The organism is Falsigemmobacter faecalis (genome assembly GCF_003863335.1).
Classification (GTDB): Bacteria; Pseudomonadota; Alphaproteobacteria; order Rhodobacterales; family Rhodobacteraceae; genus Wagnerdoeblera; species Wagnerdoeblera faecalis.
In genome coordinates this window covers 1-17,603 of record NZ_RRAZ01000022.1, presented here as the reverse complement: position 1 = coordinate 17,603, position 17,603 = coordinate 1, and the positions used below count along the sequence as shown (strand labels likewise).

Below are 17,603 nucleotides of genomic sequence, written 5' to 3'. Positions count from 1 at the left end.
CGATCTGTTGCAGAAATCCCAAGGGCGGTCCGCTGAGGGCCGCCTTTTGTGTCCCGTGGCCCCCTACGGGGGCACGCGTCGCTTGCCCCTGCGGTGGCGGGTGGCTATAGTCCGGGGCAATGATATCCAGGGTGCCCGCACCCCAAATCCAGAGATCGAGCAAACGTGAGCGACCTTCCGGAAGACACCGATACCTCCGCCGAACTGCCTGAGCGTCCCGTCCATTCCGGGCCCCAGGTCGATATCTCGGCAGAGATGAAAACGGCCTATCTCGACTATGCGATGTCGGTGATCGTTTCACGCGCGATCCCGGATCTGCGCGACGGGCTGAAGCCGGTTCACCGCCGCATCCTTTATGCGATGAATGAGGTCGGGAACACCTTCGACAAATCCTATCGGAAGTCCTCGCGCCCGGTGGCGGATACCATGGGCAAATACCACCCCCATGGCGACTCGGCGATCTATGACGCGCTGGTGCGGATGGCGCAGCCCTTCTCGATGAGCCTGGTGCTGCTGGATGGTCAGGGCAACTTTGGCTCGATGGACGGCGATCCGGCCGCAGCTTTCCGTTATACGGAAGTGCGGATGGCCAAGACCGCGAATTTCCTGCTCTCGGATATCGACAAAGACACCGTCGATTTCCAGGACAACTACGACGGCAAAGACCGCGAGCCGGTGGTTCTGCCGGCGCGCTATCCGAATATGCTCGTCAATGGCGCTGAGGGGATTGCGGTCGGCATGGCGACCCGGATCCCGCCGCATAACCTTGGCGAAGTGATCGACGGCACCCTGGCGCTGATTGAAAACCCCGATCTCTCGACCGAGCGTCTGATGGAGATCATCCCGGCACCGGACTTCCCCACGGGCGGTCTGATCCTTGGCCGGGCAGGGGCGCGCAAGGCCTATCTGGAAGGCCGCGGCTCCATCATCATCCGCGCCAAAACCCATATCGAAGAGGTCCGCAAGGACCGTTATGCCATCGTCGTGGATGAGATCCCCTATCAGGTGAACAAAGCCACCATGATCGAAAAGATCGCCGAGCTGGTGCGCGACAAGCGCCTGGAAGGCATCTCCGGGGTGGCGGACGAATCCGACCGGATCGGCGTGCGCGTGGTCATTGAGCTGAAGCGCGATGCGACGCCGGATGTGGTGCTGAACCAGCTCTTCCGCTTTACGCCGCTGCAGGTGAGCTTCGGGGCCAATATGCTGGCGCTGAACGGGGGCCGTCCGGAAACCCTGGCGCTGCGCGATTTCCTGACGCATTTCCTGCAGTTCCGCGAAGAAGTTGTGGTGCGCCGCACCGCCTTTGAGCTGAACAAGGCCCGTGACCGCAGCCATATCCTTTGTGGTCTGGCGGTGGCGGTCTCCAACGTTGATGAGGTGGTGCGCACCATCCGCGCCTCGTCGGATTCTGCCGAAGCGCGCGACAAGCTGATGACGCGCCGCTGGCCGGCCGCTGAGATTGAGGCCTATATCCGCCTCGTCGATGATCCGTCGCATAAGATGAACGACGACGGCACCTATAACCTGTCGGAGACCCAGGCCCGCGCGATCCTTGATCTGCGCCTGCAGCGTCTGACGCAGCTGGGTGTCTCGGAAGTCACCGGCGAGCTCGAAGAGCTGGCCGCGAAGATCAAAGAATTCCTGACGATCCTTGGCTCGCGTGAGCGCATCCTCGGCATCATCTCGGATGAGCTGCGCGAAGTGAAAGAGCTGTTCGCCGTGCCGCGCCGCACCGAGATCGCCGAATGGGGCGGCGATATGGAAGACGAGGACCTGATTGAGCGTGAGGATATGGTCGTGACCATCACCTCGGGCGGCTATATCAAGCGCACGCCGCTGGCCGAATTCCGCGCCCAGCGTCGCGGCGGCAAGGGTCTGTCGTCGATGGCGACGAAAGAAGACGATGTGGTGACCACGCTCTTTGTGGCCAATACCCATACCGCGCTGCTGTTCTTCACCACCACCGGCATGGTCTATCAGCTGAAGACCTGGCGTCTGCCGCTGGCGGGCCGCACCGCCAAGGGCAAGGCCATCGTCAATATTCTGCCGATTGAGCCGGGTGTTTCGGTCGCCGCTCTGATGCCCGTCGATGCGCCGGAGCTGGAGTGGGACAACCTTCAGGTCGTCTTTGCGACCTCGGAAGGCGATGTGCGCCGCAATGCGCTGTCGGATTTCACCAATATCATGCGCAACGGCAAAATCGCGATGAAGCTGCCCGAGGGGGTGACCCTGGTGAACGCCCGCATCGCCGATGAAAACGATGACGTGCTGCTGGTGACCCGCATGGGCCGCGCGATCCGCTTCCCCACCACCGATGTGCGCGTCTTCAAGGGCCGCGATTCGACCGGTGTGCGCGGTGTGAAACTGGCCGAAGGCGATGAGGTCGTCTCGATGGCTGTGATCCGCCATACGGAAGCCACCCCGGAAGAGCGCGTCGCCTATATCCGCATGAAGCGCGCGATGGAGGGCCAGGTTGAAGAGGATCAGGCCGAAGTCGCCGATGACGAAGACGGCGTCGAGGCCGGATCGCTCAACACAGAGCGTTATGCCGAGATGTCGGCGCTGGAAGATCTGCTGCTGACCGTGACCTCTAAGGGTCTGGGCAAGCTGACCTCCAGCTATGACTATCCGGTGCGCGGTCGCGGCGGCATGGGCGTGCGCGCCACCGATGGTGCGATGCGCGGCGGCCCGCTGGTCGCGGTCTTCCCGGTAGAGCGCCCGGATCAGGTCATGCTGGTCACCTCTTCGGGGCAGTCGATCCGGATCCCGGTCGAGGGCATCCGCTTCATGGCCCGCTCGGGCGGCGGTGTGCGGGTTCTGAACCTCTCAGGCTCGGAAGAAGAGATCGTCTCGGTCGCCCGTATCGCGGAAGCCGCTGAGGAAGATGTCATCGGGACTGAGGCCGGGACTGAGGCTGGCGCAGAGGTCGGGGCAGAGGTCCCGGCAGCGGCTCCCGAAGGCGGCAGCCCGCCTGACGCAGGTTCCACCGAGGCATAAGACGGCGCAGGGCCGGCCCCCCGGGGCCGGCCTTCGTGCTGAGGGAAGGCCAGATGTTTGAAGACAATCTCGGGCGGCTGATTTATCTCGTCCTTCTGCTCGGCGCGCTTGGCGGCTGGGCACTGGTGGAGGCGCGGGGCCGCTTTGGTCAGTTCACCCGTCAGGCCCTGGCCTGGGTGATGATTTTCGGCGGGCTGGCGGCGGGCTACGGGCTGGTCAAAGACATCAACTTTGGCAGCCAGCAGGCCCTGGTCAGCGGCGAGGCGCGGCAGCTTGAGATTAAGCGCAGCGGTGACGGGCATTACTATCTGGCGCTGGCCGTGGACGGGGTGCCGGTGCGCTTCATGGTCGATACCGGCGCGAGCAGCATCGTGCTATCCGACCGCGATACCGACAGGCTGAATATCGAGCGCTCAAAACTCGCCTTCCTGGGGCAGGCGCGGACCGCCAATGGCATCATCCGCACCGCGCAGATTACTTTGCGCAATGTCACCCTTGAGGGGCAGGCGATGGGCGATCTGCAGGCCTCGGTCGGGGATGGGCCTTTGGGGGTGTCTCTTCTGGGGATGGAGTTTCTGAACCGTTTTTCCCGGGTTGAGATTGCCCGCGACCGGCTGATCCTTACTCACTGAGCCCCTGAGCCCCTGAGCCCCTGAGCCCCTGAGCCCCTGAGCCCCTGAGCCCCTGGGCCACTGGACGGGTTGCGCAGACCGGGCACCGATTGACGCACCAGTCCATGCCATGGGGCCGGGACCGGGCGCTAACGCCTGTGTGACTTGATTCTGTTCGTGAAATGTTCCAGACATGTTCGATGTCTGATCCGGATCCCACTCTGCCAGCCCATCTGCGCCTGCGGGCGCGGGGCACCGCCTCAAACGCCGTCGGGCGCTTTGAGCGGCAGACGCGTGAGCGGTTTGAGGACGGCTGGGACATCCCCGAGGACGAGCGCCTGCTGCGCACCGAGGTGCGCGAAGAGGTGCCGCGCTCGGCCCTCAGTTTTAACCGCTCGCCCGATCTGCCCTTTGACCGCTCGGTCAACCCCTATCGCGGCTGTGAGCATGGCTGTGTCTATTGCTTCGCGCGGCCCAGCCATGCTTTTCTGGGGCTCTCGCCGGGCCTTGATTTTGAAACCCGGCTGATCGCGCGACCCGGCATCGCCGAAGTTCTGGCGAAAGAGCTGCGGGCGAAATCTTATAAACCGGGTGTGATCGCTCTTGGCACCAATACCGATCCCTATCAGCCGATTGAGGCGCGCTACGGCCTGATGCGGCAGATCCTGCAGGTGCTGTCAGACTTTCACCATCCGGTGGCCGTGACCACCAAGGGGACGCTCATTGAGCGCGATATTGATCTGCTCGCGGAGATGGCGGCGCGGGGGCAGGCAGGGGTGGGGATTTCGCTGACCACGCTTGATCCCGATCTGGCGCGGCGGATGGAGCCGCGCTGCCCGCCGCCCGCGCGGCGGCTGGACATGATCCGCAGGCTTTCTGAGGCGGGGATCCCGGTGCGGCTGATGATGTCGCCCCTCGTGCCTGGCCTCAGTGATCACGAGGCCGAGGCCATCCTGGAGGCGGCTTATAAGGCCGGGGCGCGCCGGGCGACCTGCATTCCGCTGCGCTTGCCGCGTGAGGTCTCGGGGCTGTTTCAGGACTGGCTGGCGCATCATTATCCCGACCGCGCCGCCCATGTGATGAACCGCGTCCGCGAGATGCATGGCGGGCGCGATTATGACCCTGAATTTGGCCGCAGGATGGGCGGGCAGGGGCTTTGGGCGGATCTTTTGAAGGCGCGCATAAAGCTTGCCTTAACCCGGCTGGGCTATGATCGCAGCCCGATCCCTCTCAGCCTTGAGGGGTTTCGCCCGCCGCCCAGGCCCGGCGATCAGTTGAGTTTTTTCTAAGTCCGGCGCGCTGAGGGCTGCCGGTCGCGCGACTTTGACGCGGGCTTGCTTTGACCAGGGCCGGGGGGCCGTGTAAAGGGGAGACTCGGACCACAAGGGACTCTGCGGCGTGATCAGATTCATTACCTCGTTCTTCGGGGCGATTTTCACATTCCTGACGCTTGGCAGCCTGATCGGCGTGCTCGCCGTGGGGGGGGTCCTGTGGTTCTATTCGCGCGATCTGCCGAGCCATGAATCGCTGGCGCAGTATACGCCCGCGACCATCAGCCGGATCTATTCCACTGAGGGGCAGATCATTGATGAATTCGCCCATGAGCGTCGTCTTTACGTCCCCATTGAGGATGTGCCGCCGATCGTGAAACAGGCCTTTGTCGCGGCAGAAGATCAGAACTTCTACACCCACAAAGGCTATGATGCCAAAGGCATGGCGGCGGCTTTGGTCGAAGCGGTCATGACGCGGGGCCAGCGTGTGCGCGGCGCCTCGACCATCACCCAGCAGGTGATGAAGAACTTCCTTCTCGGCGGTGAGAAAACCGGCGAGCGCAAGATCAAAGAGCTGATCCTTGCCACCCGGATTGAGGAGACGCTGTCGAAGGACAAGATCCTTGAGCTTTACCTCAATGAGATCTTCCTCGGGCAGAACTCTTATGGGGTGGCGGCGGCGGCGCAGACCTATTTCAACAAACCGCTGCATGCGCTTTCGATCGAAGAGGCGGCGGTGCTGGCCTCATTGCCGACGCAGCCTTCGAACTTCCACCCCGTCCGTGGCCGTGAGCGGCTGCTGGAGCGGCGCGCCTATGTGCTGCGCCGGATGATGGAAGACGGCTATATCACGCGCGAGCAGCACGATCAGGCGGCCGCTGCGCCGCTGCGCACGGTGCAGGGCGGCGATTACGTCTCTTTCCGCCAGGCGCTGCCGCCGCGCGATTACTTCACCGATGAGATCCGCCGTCAGCTCTCGTCGAGCTTTGGCGAAAAAGAGTTTTTCGGCGGTGGTCTGACCATCCGCGCCACCGTGGATCCCGAACTGCAGGAAGTCGCCGCCAAGGCGCTGCGCGACGGGCTTGAGAAATATGACCGTGGCCTTGGTATCTGGCGCGGCACCCGCAAAAAGCTTGAGGAGGCTCAGCTTGGCTCGGAAGCCGCCTGGCGTGAGGCGCTTGGCAAGCTGGAGCTGCCCCGCGATGTTGAGGGCTGGTTCCCGGCGGTTGTGCTGGAGTTGACCCGCAACACGGCCCGCATCGGTATTGAGGGCCAGGAGGGGGTCGATCATGAGATCCCGGCCGCGGATGTGACCTGGGCCCGTAAGCGCCTGGAAAACGGTCGCCTGGGTGCCAAAGCCAAGGTGCCTGCGGATCTGCTGGAGGTTGGCGATATCGTCCTCGTGCGCGCGGTGACCAAGGACGGCGCTTTCCAGCGCTGGTCGCTGCGGCAGGTGCCGGAGATCCAGGGCGCCTTTATGGCGATGGACGTGAACAACGGCCGCGTGATCTCAATGCAGGGCGGCTTTTCCTATCAGGACACGGTGTTTAACCGCGCCACCCAGGCGCAGCGTCAGCCCGGCTCCAGCTTCAAGCCCTTTGTCTATGCGGCGGCCCTTGATAACGGCTTCAGCCCGGCCACCATCGTGGTCGATGCCCCGATTGAGGTGAACACGCCCCAGGGCCTCTGGAAGCCGAGGAACGCCTCGAACCGCTTTTACGGCCCCACTCCGGTGCGGACCGGGATTGAGCAGTCGCGCAACCTGATGACCGTGCGGATCGCGCAGGAAATCGGCATGGATGTCGTGGCCGAATATGCCGAACGCTTTGGCGTTTATAAGAATATGGGCCACTTCCTGTCGAACTCGCTCGGCTCGGAAGAGACGACGCTGGCCAAGATGGTCGCGGCCTATGCCATGTTCGCCAATGGCGGTGAGCGGGTCGAGCCGACGCTTGTCGACCGGGTGCAGGACCGCTGGGGCCGCACGATCTATCGCCACGACCAGCGCAAATGCGAAAACTGCTCGGTGGCCACGCTGACCCGGGGTCAGGTGCCGACGATTGACGCGCAGCGTGAGCGGGTGATGGATCCGATCACCGCCTATCAGCTGACCTCCATGATGGAGGGGGTGGTTCAGCGCGGCACCGGTCGCGGCATTTCGGTCGGCGCACCGGTGGCGGGGAAAACCGGCACCACCAATGACGCAAAAGACGTCTGGTTCGTGGGCTATACCTCCAATATCGCGGCGGGCTGCTATATCGGCTATGACACCCCGCGCAGCCTGGGCTCGGCCTCGGGCGGCGGCATGTGCGGCCCGGTCTTCCAGGCCTTCATGCGCGAAGCCGTGAAGAAATACGGCAGCGGTAAATTCAAAGTGCCGCCGGGCGGCTATTGGGTGAAGATCGACCGTCACACCGGCATGCGTCTGGATGACAGCGCCAGCGGTGAGAATGTGATCTCGGAATATTTCCGCGAAGGCCAGGAAGATCTTTACGGCTTTGGCTCTTTTGTGGACGGTGGCTTTGCCATGGGCTCGAACCTGCCGCTCTTTGCCTATGGTGAAAGCGACGGCAGCGATACCACCACCATGACCACCGCCACCGGCGAGACCCGGGCGATCCCGAAAAAGGCCGATTTCGGAACCGTTTCTTCGGGCGGCCTTTATTAATCGAGGTGCCGCCTGCGGGGCAGATCCCCGGGCTTGCGGCATCTGAAACGCTTGCTCTCAGGCTCCGATGGTGTATTTCGGGGCCTGACCTTTTCGTTGTGGAAGAACCCTGTGCGCGCCGAAACTCAGAACCATGTCTCTGCCATCGAGAAATCGCTGAAGCTTCTGGCGCAGCGGATGGACTGGGAAACTGCTCCGCATCGTCTGGAGGAATTCGACGCTCTGATCGAAGCTCCGGACCTGTGGAACGATCCCGCCAAGGCCCAGAAACTGATGCGCTCGCGTCAGGCGCTGATTGATGCCGTCGGGACTTACAAACGCATCGAAGCCGGTCTGAAAGACAATGTCGAGCTGATCGAACTGGGCGAGATGGAAGGCGATGATGAGATCATCCGCGAGGCGGAAGCCTCGCTGAAAGACCTCGTCAAAGATGCCGCCGAAAAAGAGCTTGAGGCGCTGCTGGACGGTGAGGCCGACAGCAACGACACCTTCCTTGAGATCAACGCCGGTGCCGGTGGCACGGAAAGCTGCGACTGGGCCTCTATTCTGGCGCGGATGTATGTCCGCTGGGCCGAGAAAAAGGGCTATACGGTCGAGCAGCAGTCGGAGACCGCAGGCGAAGAAGCAGGCATCCGCTCGGTTGCTTATAAGATCACGGGCCATAATGCCTATGGCTGGCTGAAGTCGGAATCGGGTGTGCACCGTCTGGTCCGCATCTCGCCCTTCGATTCGGCGGCGCGGCGTCACACCTCGTTCTCCTCGGTCTGGGTCTATCCGGTGGTCGATGACAACATCGAGATCGTGATCCCCGACAATGAGATCCGCATCGATACCTACCGCTCGTCGGGGGCCGGTGGTCAGCACGTCAACACCACCGACTCGGCCGTTCGGATCACCCACCTGCCGACCAATATCGTCGTGACCTCCTCGATGAAGTCGCAGCACCAGAACCGCGAAGCGGCGATGAACGCGCTGAAGGCCCGTCTTTATCAGATGGAGCTTGACCGCCGGAACGCGGCTGTGAACGCGCAGCACGCCTCCAAGGGCGATGCGGGCTGGGGCAACCAGATCCGGTCCTATGTGCTGCAGCCCTATCAGATGGTGAAAGATCTGCGCACCGGGGTGGAAACCTCGGACACCCAAGGGGTGCTTGACGGCGATCTGGACCAGTTCATGGCCGCCACTCTGGCGCAGGACGTGGTGGGCAAAAGCCGCGCTGAGGCTCAGGGCGACGATTGATCTGACGGGCCGTTTTCAGGCCGTCCGGGTTGCAAAAGCCCCGCCGTTGACCGGCGGGGCTTTCTCAGATCCTGGGCAGGGTGGCTGCCCGCTAAATCTCCGCCACGGATATATATTTTCCCCGCGTTCCGCCTGTGGCACGCTCTCTTCGACAGGACGGGGAGAGAAGAATGACTGTGTCACTGCCGGCAGCCTCAAAGCTGCCAAAGCCAGCAAAGCTCACCACCGCGGATCTGCGCGCGGCCCTGGCAGAGGGCTGGCGCGACCTGAGGGCTGCGCCGCTTTACGGGATTTTCTTCGCGAGTTTCTGGGTGGCGGGGGGCTGGTTTTTGCTGGCCGCGCTCACCCTCACCGGGCGGATCTGGTGGACCATCCCCGCAAGCTTTGGCTTTCCGCTGCTCGGGCCCTTCATCGCCGTCGGGCTATATGAGGTCAGCCGCCGCCTGTCGCAGGGCGAGGCGCTGAGCTGGGGTGGCGTTCTGGGGGTGATCTTCGCGCAGCGCAACCGGCAGCTTCCCTCCATCGCTGCGGTGATTGTGGTATATTTTCTGTTCTGGAACTTCCTGTCGCATGTCGTCTTTGCGCTGTTTCTGGGGACGAAGGTGATGACCAATATCTCCAGCTCCTTTGAGGTTTTCCTCAGCCCTGAGGGGTTGGCCATGCTGGGCTTTGGCACCCTGGCGGGGGCGGTCTTTGCCTGGCTGCTCTACAGCCTGACGGTGGTGGCGCTGCCGCTGCTTCTGGATCGGGAGGTGGATTTTGTCACCGCCATGCTCACCTCACTGGATGTGGTGAAGGCCAATCCGGGGGTGATGACCGCCTGGGGGCTTTTGATCGCGGTGCTGGTCTTCTGCGCCATGCTGCCGGGGTTTCTGGGCCTTTTTGTCGTGCTGCCCTGGCTGGGCCATGCGAGCTGGCATCTTTACCGCCGCGCGCTGCCGTGACAGCAAAAAGCCCCCGTGCCGGTGGCAGGGGGGCTTTTGAGAGCCGATGTTCCGGATCAGCCGGGGACGAAGCCCGAGCCGCTGACGCCGGTTTGCAGCGGGTCATCCTGACGCTGTACCGAGCCTTCGAAATGCGCACCGCTTTCGATGGCGATGGTTTTGTGGACGATGTCGCCCTCAACCCGCGCCGTCGAGGTCAGCCGCACTTTCAGACCACGCACGCGGCCGATGACGCGGCCGTTGATGACGATGTCATCCGCCACGATCTCACCACGGATCGTGGCGCTTTCGCCCACGGTCAGCAGATGGGCGCGGATATCGCCCTCAACCACGCCTTCGACCTGAATATCGCCGGTGGTTTTCAGATTGCCCACCACCGTCAGATCGGCGGAAAGAATGGAAGCTGCCGGCTTTGTGCGCGGAGCGCCGCCGGAATAATTCGTCTGGGGAGCGCCGCTGGCAGCCATATCGGTCGATTTCTTCTCAGGCTCGGTCGACTTGGGGCCGGGCTCATTAATCCTGGATTTAGAAAACATCACTCGCTGCCTTGATGTAAGTCATCGGATTTGTGGGTCGTCCGTTCACATGCACTTCGTAATGCAAATGGTTGCCGGTAGACCGCCCAGTACTGCCCATATCACCGATTCTATCCCCGCGCGAGACTGTTTGTCCGGATTTAACCCGGATTTGGGACATATGCGCATAGAGCGTCTCGACGCCAAAGGCGTGGCGGATCACCACGGTGTTGCCATAGCCACCCTGCCAGCCCGCTTTGACCACCGTGCCGTCTCCGGCTGCGTTGATCGGGGTGCCGCGCGGTCCGGCGAAATCCGTGCCCGAATGCATCCGCCGCCCCGCACCCTTGGGGTCACGCCGGAAGCCGAAGGGCGAGGTGAAGCGGAAATTGCTTCTGACCGGCATGGCGAAGGGCAGTTTTGAAGCGGCAATCTTATAAAGCGCCATCCGGTCCAGCCCCTCAAGGATGGCGTTGGCCCGGTCTTCATCCTCCGAAATCTCATGGCCGCGCGTCGAGATCCGGAGTGCCCCTAAAGGGCCGCCCTGTCCCGAGTAACCCGATCGGATCGAGCGCAGCACATCGTCAGGCTTCAGCCCCGCATTGCGGAACATTTTATTCAAAGGCTCCATCGAGACGGTGACCGCCTCTTCGAGCCGGCGGAAAATCTGATCGTTGCGCTGCTCAAGCTTTTTCTTTTCATCCGCCACGGCGCGCACATCGCTGCGGGCTTCTTCGGCGGTGCTGACCATCAGGTCGCGCTGCAGCGCGGTGGAGGAGAGCGTCGAGGCCAGCATATCCAGCGTGGCCTCTGTCTCGCGGGCGCGGTCTTTTTCGGGCACACCATCGCCGCCCCGGGCCACCAGATCGGTCTGCAGCTCGGTAACTTCGGTGCGGGCCGCATCACGTTCGCGCAGGGTGCGGCGCAGGGTGTGCTGCACCACATCAAGCCCGGTCTCAACCTCTTTGCGGCGGTCTTCGCTGGCCAGCAGCAGGCTTTGCATCTCTGAGACTTTGGAGAGCGCCTGGTTGAAGCGTTCCTGCGCGCGGATCGCTTCAAGCGCGCGCTCATCGCGTTCCCGCGAGAGGCTGTCGAGACGGCGCTCCAGATCTGCGACCGAGCGTTCGACCTGTTCGCGGGCATTGCCGGCGCTCAGGTGGTCAATCATCACAATGGAGGTGGCAGCAATCATCCAGCCCACCGCCGCGACCGAGACCGCCAGCATCGCAGCCTGCGTCAGCGGGCGAAACCGAATGAACCGCGTGTCGCGGTCCGACTTCAGGAAAAGCCGTTGTTCAGGGAACCGGTGCTCGAGGGCATGGTTCACCCGTTGCAAAAGGCGTTGCGGCATTGGCCGGCTGTCTCCGTCTGACAGGCGCTGGTGCCGCGCCCGGTTCCGTCCCGGCCTGCCGCCTGCGGCATGACCTCTCCCCGGCAAAGATTTACCCGCCCGGTCCGCCCTGGCGCAACCGCTTTAGGGTCGCAGCGGCGCAGCGGGGGCGGGATGCTGCCGATTCCGGCAGGAACCCGCCGATGCAAGTGCAGGTTGTGGGGCGATTGGGGCGTCGCTGTGGGCGATGCGGATTGGTGCGCAATCTGTTTTGTGTTGGGCAGGCGCTCCTGGTCAGCGGGGGGCTTTCGACGAAGACATATGACGCGCGGGCCTGATCCTGCCCGCTGCTGTAGGGCGAACCGGAGGGGGGAAGATCAGGCCCGCGCGACAGAGACAGCAACCGATGGACTTTACCTCGTACAGTCCGGTGTCGCCTCACTTGTCGCTCGATGGGGGATTGCCACCGTGACCGGAGACGGCGCCCGCAGCATGCTTTGCTGACAGGCAGGGCGCATTCAGCGCGTAGCCAACCGTCCTGCACGGCCTTCACCCGTCGTCCTGAATGTCGGGCGGCATCGGAGATTTGAAAAACGAGAGAAGGCTTCCGTGCAGATCGAGGGTGAGCCGTTCCAGATCCGTGAAGGCACCAGGCGAGGGCCACGCAGAGCGGTGTGGATATCTCAGCCGGGCAGGGCGATCAGGGGGGGCGCAGCGCGGAGAATGAGACGCGGCGCATCCACCGCGCGGGGGGGGGGGGCGGACTGCGGGGGACTGCCGGACTGCGCTCACTTCGCGCCTGCCACACATCATGAACACTTCAACTGCCGGTCTCCGCAGCTTTCAGGCGGCTGCGCCCCAACATGGCCCCAGCGGCAGCGCGGGGAGATCGCAGGGGCCAAAGACCACGAAAAACGGCGGTCCCCTGGGGTGGGACCGCCGTCCTGTTCAATAAAGCTGCCACTGGTTACCAAACAAAGATTGCCGACAGTTACAGCCTATCTTCTGGTGTCAGGTGTCACATACCCGGTTCAGGGTAAAATTTCGCAGTATGCGGTATGTTCAGGCCGGAATTTTCTGGCGATCCGGCACTAAAAAAGGGTGACGGGAACAAATTCCCGCCACCCCTGCTATGCAAATATCTTGATGAATGATGCTGGCGAAGTTCTTGGCTCTATAGTGTCACTTTGCCGCAGATGTGCGGGAGGGACATACCCCATTCGGGGTATAATCGGCAATTTTCAGCGCGCTCTTGCCTGAAATCGGCGGCTTTCTGCGTTGATCTGGCGGAAGCTTCACTCCGCACGATCGGTATGAGCGCGCATTATGCTGTCCAGCTTCGTCAGAATGACGTGCCAATGCGTGAGCATGAGGAGATGCCCGGCCTCCGGCAGGCTTTGGATCGCAACCGGGTTTCCGCGCCGCAGGGGATGGCTGAACGTGTCCGGCGGGGCAAAGGGATCTGCGGTGCCGTGAAGGAGATGCAGCGGCACCACGCTCTGCGCCAGAAGGCCGCTCCAGTCCGCCTCAGTGGCCAAAATCCCCCGCGCCAGCGCGCCGGAGCGGCCTTTTTGCGGACGCAGAAGGGTCTGCAGAAGTCCCGCCTGCAGGGCGCTGCGCATCTCCCGGTCGGTGGCGGCGATCTGATCGGGGCCCTGGGCGGTCAGGAGGGTCTCGATCACGCCCGCGTGCGCCGGAGAGGCGGCCAGCATGGCGCGGGTCAACAGCGGCATCAGATCCGGCGTGAAGCGCGCATTGGCTCTCAGCCAGCGCGGCCATCCGGTGAGGGCCCTCCAGTCTGTCGCCTCATGGAAGGGCAAAAGCGGGGCGGCACCTAAGATTGCGGTCACCAGATCGGGGCGGCGCCCGGCAAGGTTCAGCGCAAAGCGCAGATCGCCCCCAAGGCTGAGCACCATCGCCTCGGGCACCCCGAGATGGTCCAGCAGCGCCGAAAGATCTGCGGTGACCCCGTCGAGCTGGTTGACGCTGCCCGGCAGCAGGCTGCTTGCCCCATAGCCTTCCCGGAACGGCACAATCACCCGCAGACCGCGCGCCGCGGCGGCAGCTTCGGCCCGTGCGGGCCAGCGCGCAAGCCCCCAGTCGGAATGCAAAAACAGAAGCGGTGATCCCTCGGGGGTGCCGAATTCCAGATAGTCCAGCCGCCGTCCGCCCGGCAGCCGCAGAACAGAGGTCTCAATCCGGCTGACTCCCGCCCGAGAGGGACGGCTTTGCGCCTCAGGCAGGGGGGCTTTGGGCAGATGCGCGCCCTGCAGCAGTGTCAGGGCGACGCGCACCAGATCGCTTTGGCCGTGGGTCTCGGTCTTGGTCAGGACCGTGCGCAGCTGTGTGCGCACCGTCTCTGCCGAGCGGCCGCGCTGCGCGGCCACTTCTGCAAGGCTCTGGCCGCGGCAGATCGAGCGGGTGATATCCACCTCTGCGGGCGACAGGCCAAAAGCGGCCCGCAGGGTGCGGCTGCACTCCTCGGTCCAGTTCAGCTCTGAGGTCACGATAAGCGCCATGGGCGGAAAGGCCGGCACCGGCGACACCGCGATGCGGCAGATCAGCAGCCCGCCGTTGCCCTGATGGCGCAGGCGCAGCGTCATCGGCCCCTCCATCCGCCCCTCTGCGACCAGGCGGATCATCTGCCGGAGCTTGTTGAGATCCGGTATGTCGAGCGGCAGACGTGACAGCTCCGCCCCGTCGCAGAGCGACAGCGCGCCGGTGGCCGCCTGATTAACCTTCGCGATCCGGGGACCGCCATCAGCCAGGAAAGTTGCGACGCCGGGATAAAGATCAAGCACCGAGCCCGCACCAAAAGTCTGTTCAGCCCGGCTGCCACGCTCCATCAGCTCCAGCGCCAGGGCGATATGGGCGAGCGGCCAGGACTGCGCGGCCGGCGGCAAAAGCCGCTGCGGGGCGGCCCATGCCTCCCAGATTTCCAGAAACCGCTGCAGCCGCTCGGGTCGTGCGGCCAGATCATAAAGCGCATGCAGGATATCGCCTGAGAGTGCCTCTGCCCGTGGTAGACCTCCCGCTTCATCCATGATCCAACTACGCCTGTTGCCACTGGTGATATATCAAGACTGCCCGCCATGCCCCCCGCTGACAATCCATCTTAGGTATATGGTCAGAGACCCCGGCCTATTCCGGGGGGCAAGGGCACGGCGTCAACAGGGAGAGAAGAAAGATGATCCGGCTTTACGGAGTGGCACGTTCGCGTGCAACGCGCCCGCTTTGGGTGCTTTATGAGGCGGATGTGGCCTTTGAGCAGATCCCGGTGATCCAGGCCTATCGGCTGGCGGAGCCGCGGGCAGCGGGCGCGCCGCTGAACACCGCCTCGCCGGAGTTTCTGGCGGTCAACGCCCAGGGGCTGGTTCCGGCGCTGCAGGACGGTGATCTGATGATGACGGAATCGCTGGCGATCGCCTGGTATCTGGCGCGGGTCTATGGCGGCGATCTTGCCCCCCGGACCCCGCAGGAAGAGGCCATGGCGCTGCAGTGGGGCTTTGTGGGCGGCACTGCGGTTGAGGATGCGGGCCTCAGGATCACCAAAGCGGTGACCCTCATGGGCTATGAGGCGGCGATGAAGGATCCGGCGGTGCAGGCCGATGTGGCCGCGCTGCGCCGTCCTTTTGCGCTGATTGAGGCGGGGCTTGAAGGGCGCGACTGGCTGCTGGGGGACCGCTTCACCGTGGCGGATATCATGCTGGCGGAATGCGTGCGCTATGCGCAGACCGCGACGGAGCTGCTGGCCGAATACCCGCGCCTCTCCGACTGGCTGGCCCGCGCGCAAAGCCGCCCGGCTTTTGTGAAAGTCATGGCCGACCGCGCCGCCGAGCCCGCGTGACTGGCGCGCAATGATCCGCCCGCGCCGCATGGTCGCGGCGCGGGCGGGCCGCTTTCGGCGGTAAGCGACCTTGCGAGCGGCGGCGCGGAGTGGTCTATTGCGAGCCTGAGAAACACTTTGAGCGTGCAGGGTATTTATGTCCGACCTTCTGAACCAACAGCCCGAGACCTATGACGCCTCCTCCATCGAGGTGCTCGAGGGCCTTGAGGCGGTCCGCAAGCGCCCGGGCATGTATATCGGCGGCACGGATGAACGCGCGCTGCACCATATGGTGGCGGAAATCCTCGATAACTCGATGGATGAGGCCGTGGCCGGCCACGCCAGCCGCATTGAGGTGGAGCTTCATGAAGACGGCTCGGTCACCGTGCGCGACAACGGGCGCGGCATTCCGGTCGATCCGCACCCGAAGTTTCCCGGCAAATCCGCACTGGAAGTGATCCTCTGCACGCTGCACGCGGGCGGAAAATTCTCGAACAAAGCCTATTCGACCTCGGGCGGTCTGAACGGCGTGGGCTCTTCGGTGGTCAACGCGCTTTCGGATCTGATGCGGGTGGAAGTGGCGCGGAACCGCGAACTTTACGTGCAGGAATTCAGCCGCGGCAAGCCGAAGGGCCCGGTGGCGAAAGTGGGCTCCGCCCCGAACCGCCGCGGCACCTCGGTCACCTTCCACGCAGATCCCGAGATCTTCGGCAGCCAGCATATGAAGCCCGCGCGGCTTTACAAACTGGTGCGCTCGAAGGCCTATCTGTTCTCGGGCGTGGAGATCCGCTGGAAAACGGCCGTGAATGACGGCGAGACCCCGCTGGAGGCGACCTTCCATTACCCCGGGGGCCTCGCGCAATATCTCGGCGAGACCATGGGCAATACCATGACCTATGCCGAGAAACCCTTCTCGGGCAAAATCTCCTTTGAGGAGAAATATGGCGTTCCGGGCTCGGTCGAATGGGCGGTGAACTGGACGCCGATGCGCGACGGCTTCATCCATTCCTATACCAATACCGTTCCGACCCCGGATGGCGGCACCCATGAATCGGGCTTCTGGGCCGCGATTTATAAGGGGGTTCGCGCCTATGGCGAACTGATCAAGAACCGCAAAGCCGATCTGATCACCCGCGATGATCTGATGACGGGCGGCTGTGCGCTGTTGTCGATCTTCATCCGTGAGCCGAGCTTCGTCGGGCAGACCAAAGACCGCCTCTCGACCGAAGAGGCCGCGAAATGGGTCGAGGGCGCGGTGCGCGATCACTTCGACAACTGGCTGGCAGCGGATCCGAAATCGGCGGGCGCGATCATGGACTTCCTGATCCTGCGCGCCGAGGAACGTCTGCGCCGCCGACAGGAAAAAGAGACGCAGCGCAAATCGGCGACCAAGCGTCTGCGCCTGCCGGGCAAGCTGGTCGATTGCTCGGCCACCAACCGCGAAGGCACGGAACTCTTTATCGTCGAGGGCGACTCGGCGGGCGGCTCGGCCAAAATGGCGCGGGACCGCCACAAGCAGGGTGTCATGCCGATCCGCGGCAAAATCCTGAACGTGCTGGGTGCTGCCGGGGCCAAAATGGGTTCCAACCAGGAGATCAGCGATCTTTGTCAGGCGCTTGGCGTGCAGATGGGATCGAAGTTCAACACCGAAGATCTGCGCTACGACAAGATCGTTATCATGACGGATGCGGATGTTGACGGCGCGCATATCGCTTCGCTGTTGATGACGTTTTTCTTCACGCAGATGCGCCCGCTGATCGACAAGGGCCACCTCTATCTCGCCTGTCCGCCGCTGTTCCGGCTGACGCAGGGCGCGCGCCGCGTCTATTGCGGCAATGAGGCCGAGAAGGACGAATGGATCAAAAAGGGCCTCGGGGGTAAAGGCAAGATCGAGGTGAGCCGCTTTAAGGGTCTTGGTGAAATGGACGCCAAGGACCTGAAAGAGACCACCATGAGCCCGGCCACCCGCCAGCTGATCCGGGTGACGATCGATGAAGACGCACCGGGCGAGACCGGTGATCTGGTCGAGCGCCTGATGGGCAAAAAGCCCGAGCTGCGCTTCCAGTATATCCAGGAAAACGCCCGCTTCGTGGATGCCGAAGATGTCGACGTCTGAGGCTTTCTGAGGCTGCCTGTCAAAGCCCCGCCCGATCCGGCGGGGCTTCTCTATTGGGTGCTCATAAGTCAAGCTCCGTTTTG

At 63.4% G+C, this 17,603-nt stretch carries 11 protein-coding genes; 8 read left to right on the top strand and 3 right to left on the bottom strand.

What is annotated here, in order from left to right:
• The first annotated feature begins 165 nt into the window (after positions 1-165).
• From gyrA to EG244_RS14260, 6 genes are all read left to right on the top strand, one after another.
• Entirely contained in the window at positions 166-3,000 is a 2,835-nt protein-coding gene (gene gyrA, locus EG244_RS14285; protein ID WP_124965670.1) for a DNA gyrase subunit A, read from the top strand.
• 53 nt (positions 3,001-3,053) lie between these two features.
• On the top strand, positions 3,054-3,632 hold the full coding sequence (locus EG244_RS14280; protein ID WP_124965669.1) for a retropepsin-like aspartic protease family protein: 579 nt from the start codon (positions 3,054-3,056) through the stop codon (positions 3,630-3,632).
• A 179-nt stretch (positions 3,633-3,811) separates the two neighbouring features.
• Entirely contained in the window at positions 3,812-4,900 is a 1,089-nt protein-coding gene (locus tag EG244_RS14275; RefSeq protein WP_124965668.1) for a PA0069 family radical SAM protein, read from the top strand.
• A gap of 109 nt (positions 4,901-5,009) precedes the next feature.
• Positions 5,010-7,550: a penicillin-binding protein 1A gene (locus EG244_RS14270; RefSeq protein ID WP_124965667.1), complete on the top strand. Its 2,541-nt coding sequence runs from the start codon at positions 5,010-5,012 to the stop codon at positions 7,548-7,550.
• 111 nt (positions 7,551-7,661) lie between these two features.
• Positions 7,662-8,789 (top strand): peptide chain release factor 2, encoded by a 1,128-nt coding sequence (prfB, locus tag EG244_RS14265; protein WP_124965666.1) that lies wholly within the window; start codon positions 7,662-7,664, stop codon positions 8,787-8,789.
• Between the two features lie 170 nt (positions 8,790-8,959).
• On the top strand, positions 8,960-9,733 hold the full coding sequence (locus EG244_RS14260; protein ID WP_124965665.1) for a DUF2189 domain-containing protein: 774 nt from the start codon (positions 8,960-8,962) through the stop codon (positions 9,731-9,733).
• A gap of 56 nt (positions 9,734-9,789) precedes the next feature.
• Here EG244_RS14260 and EG244_RS14255 read toward each other — a convergent pair whose 3' ends face one another.
• From EG244_RS14255 to EG244_RS14245, 3 genes are all read right to left on the bottom strand, one after another.
• On the bottom strand, positions 9,790-10,269 hold the full coding sequence (locus EG244_RS14255; protein ID WP_124965664.1) for a bactofilin family protein: 480 nt from the start codon (positions 10,267-10,269) through the stop codon (positions 9,790-9,792).
• A complete protein-coding gene (locus EG244_RS14250; RefSeq protein WP_124965663.1) occupies positions 10,259-11,599 on the bottom strand; it encodes a M23 family metallopeptidase in 1,341 nt (446 codons plus the stop codon). The genes EG244_RS14255 and EG244_RS14250 overlap by 11 nt, the downstream gene beginning before the upstream one ends.
• A gap of 1,274 nt (positions 11,600-12,873) precedes the next feature.
• Positions 12,874-14,622: a LuxR C-terminal-related transcriptional regulator gene (locus EG244_RS14245; RefSeq protein ID WP_124965662.1), complete on the bottom strand. Its 1,749-nt coding sequence runs from the start codon at positions 14,620-14,622 to the stop codon at positions 12,874-12,876.
• 143 nt (positions 14,623-14,765) lie between these two features.
• Here EG244_RS14245 and EG244_RS14240 point away from each other — a divergent pair, with 143 nt between their 5' ends.
• The gene (locus tag EG244_RS14240; RefSeq protein WP_124965661.1) at positions 14,766-15,425 is read left to right on the top strand and encodes a glutathione S-transferase family protein; all 660 of its coding nucleotides are present in this window, start codon (positions 14,766-14,768) and stop codon (positions 15,423-15,425) included.
• Positions 15,426-15,561: 136 nt separating this feature from the next.
• Positions 15,562-17,520, top strand: coding sequence for a DNA topoisomerase IV subunit B (parE, locus tag EG244_RS14235; RefSeq protein WP_124965660.1), 1,959 nt, complete (start codon positions 15,562-15,564; stop codon positions 17,518-17,520).
• The last annotated feature ends 83 nt before the right edge of the window (positions 17,521-17,603 follow it).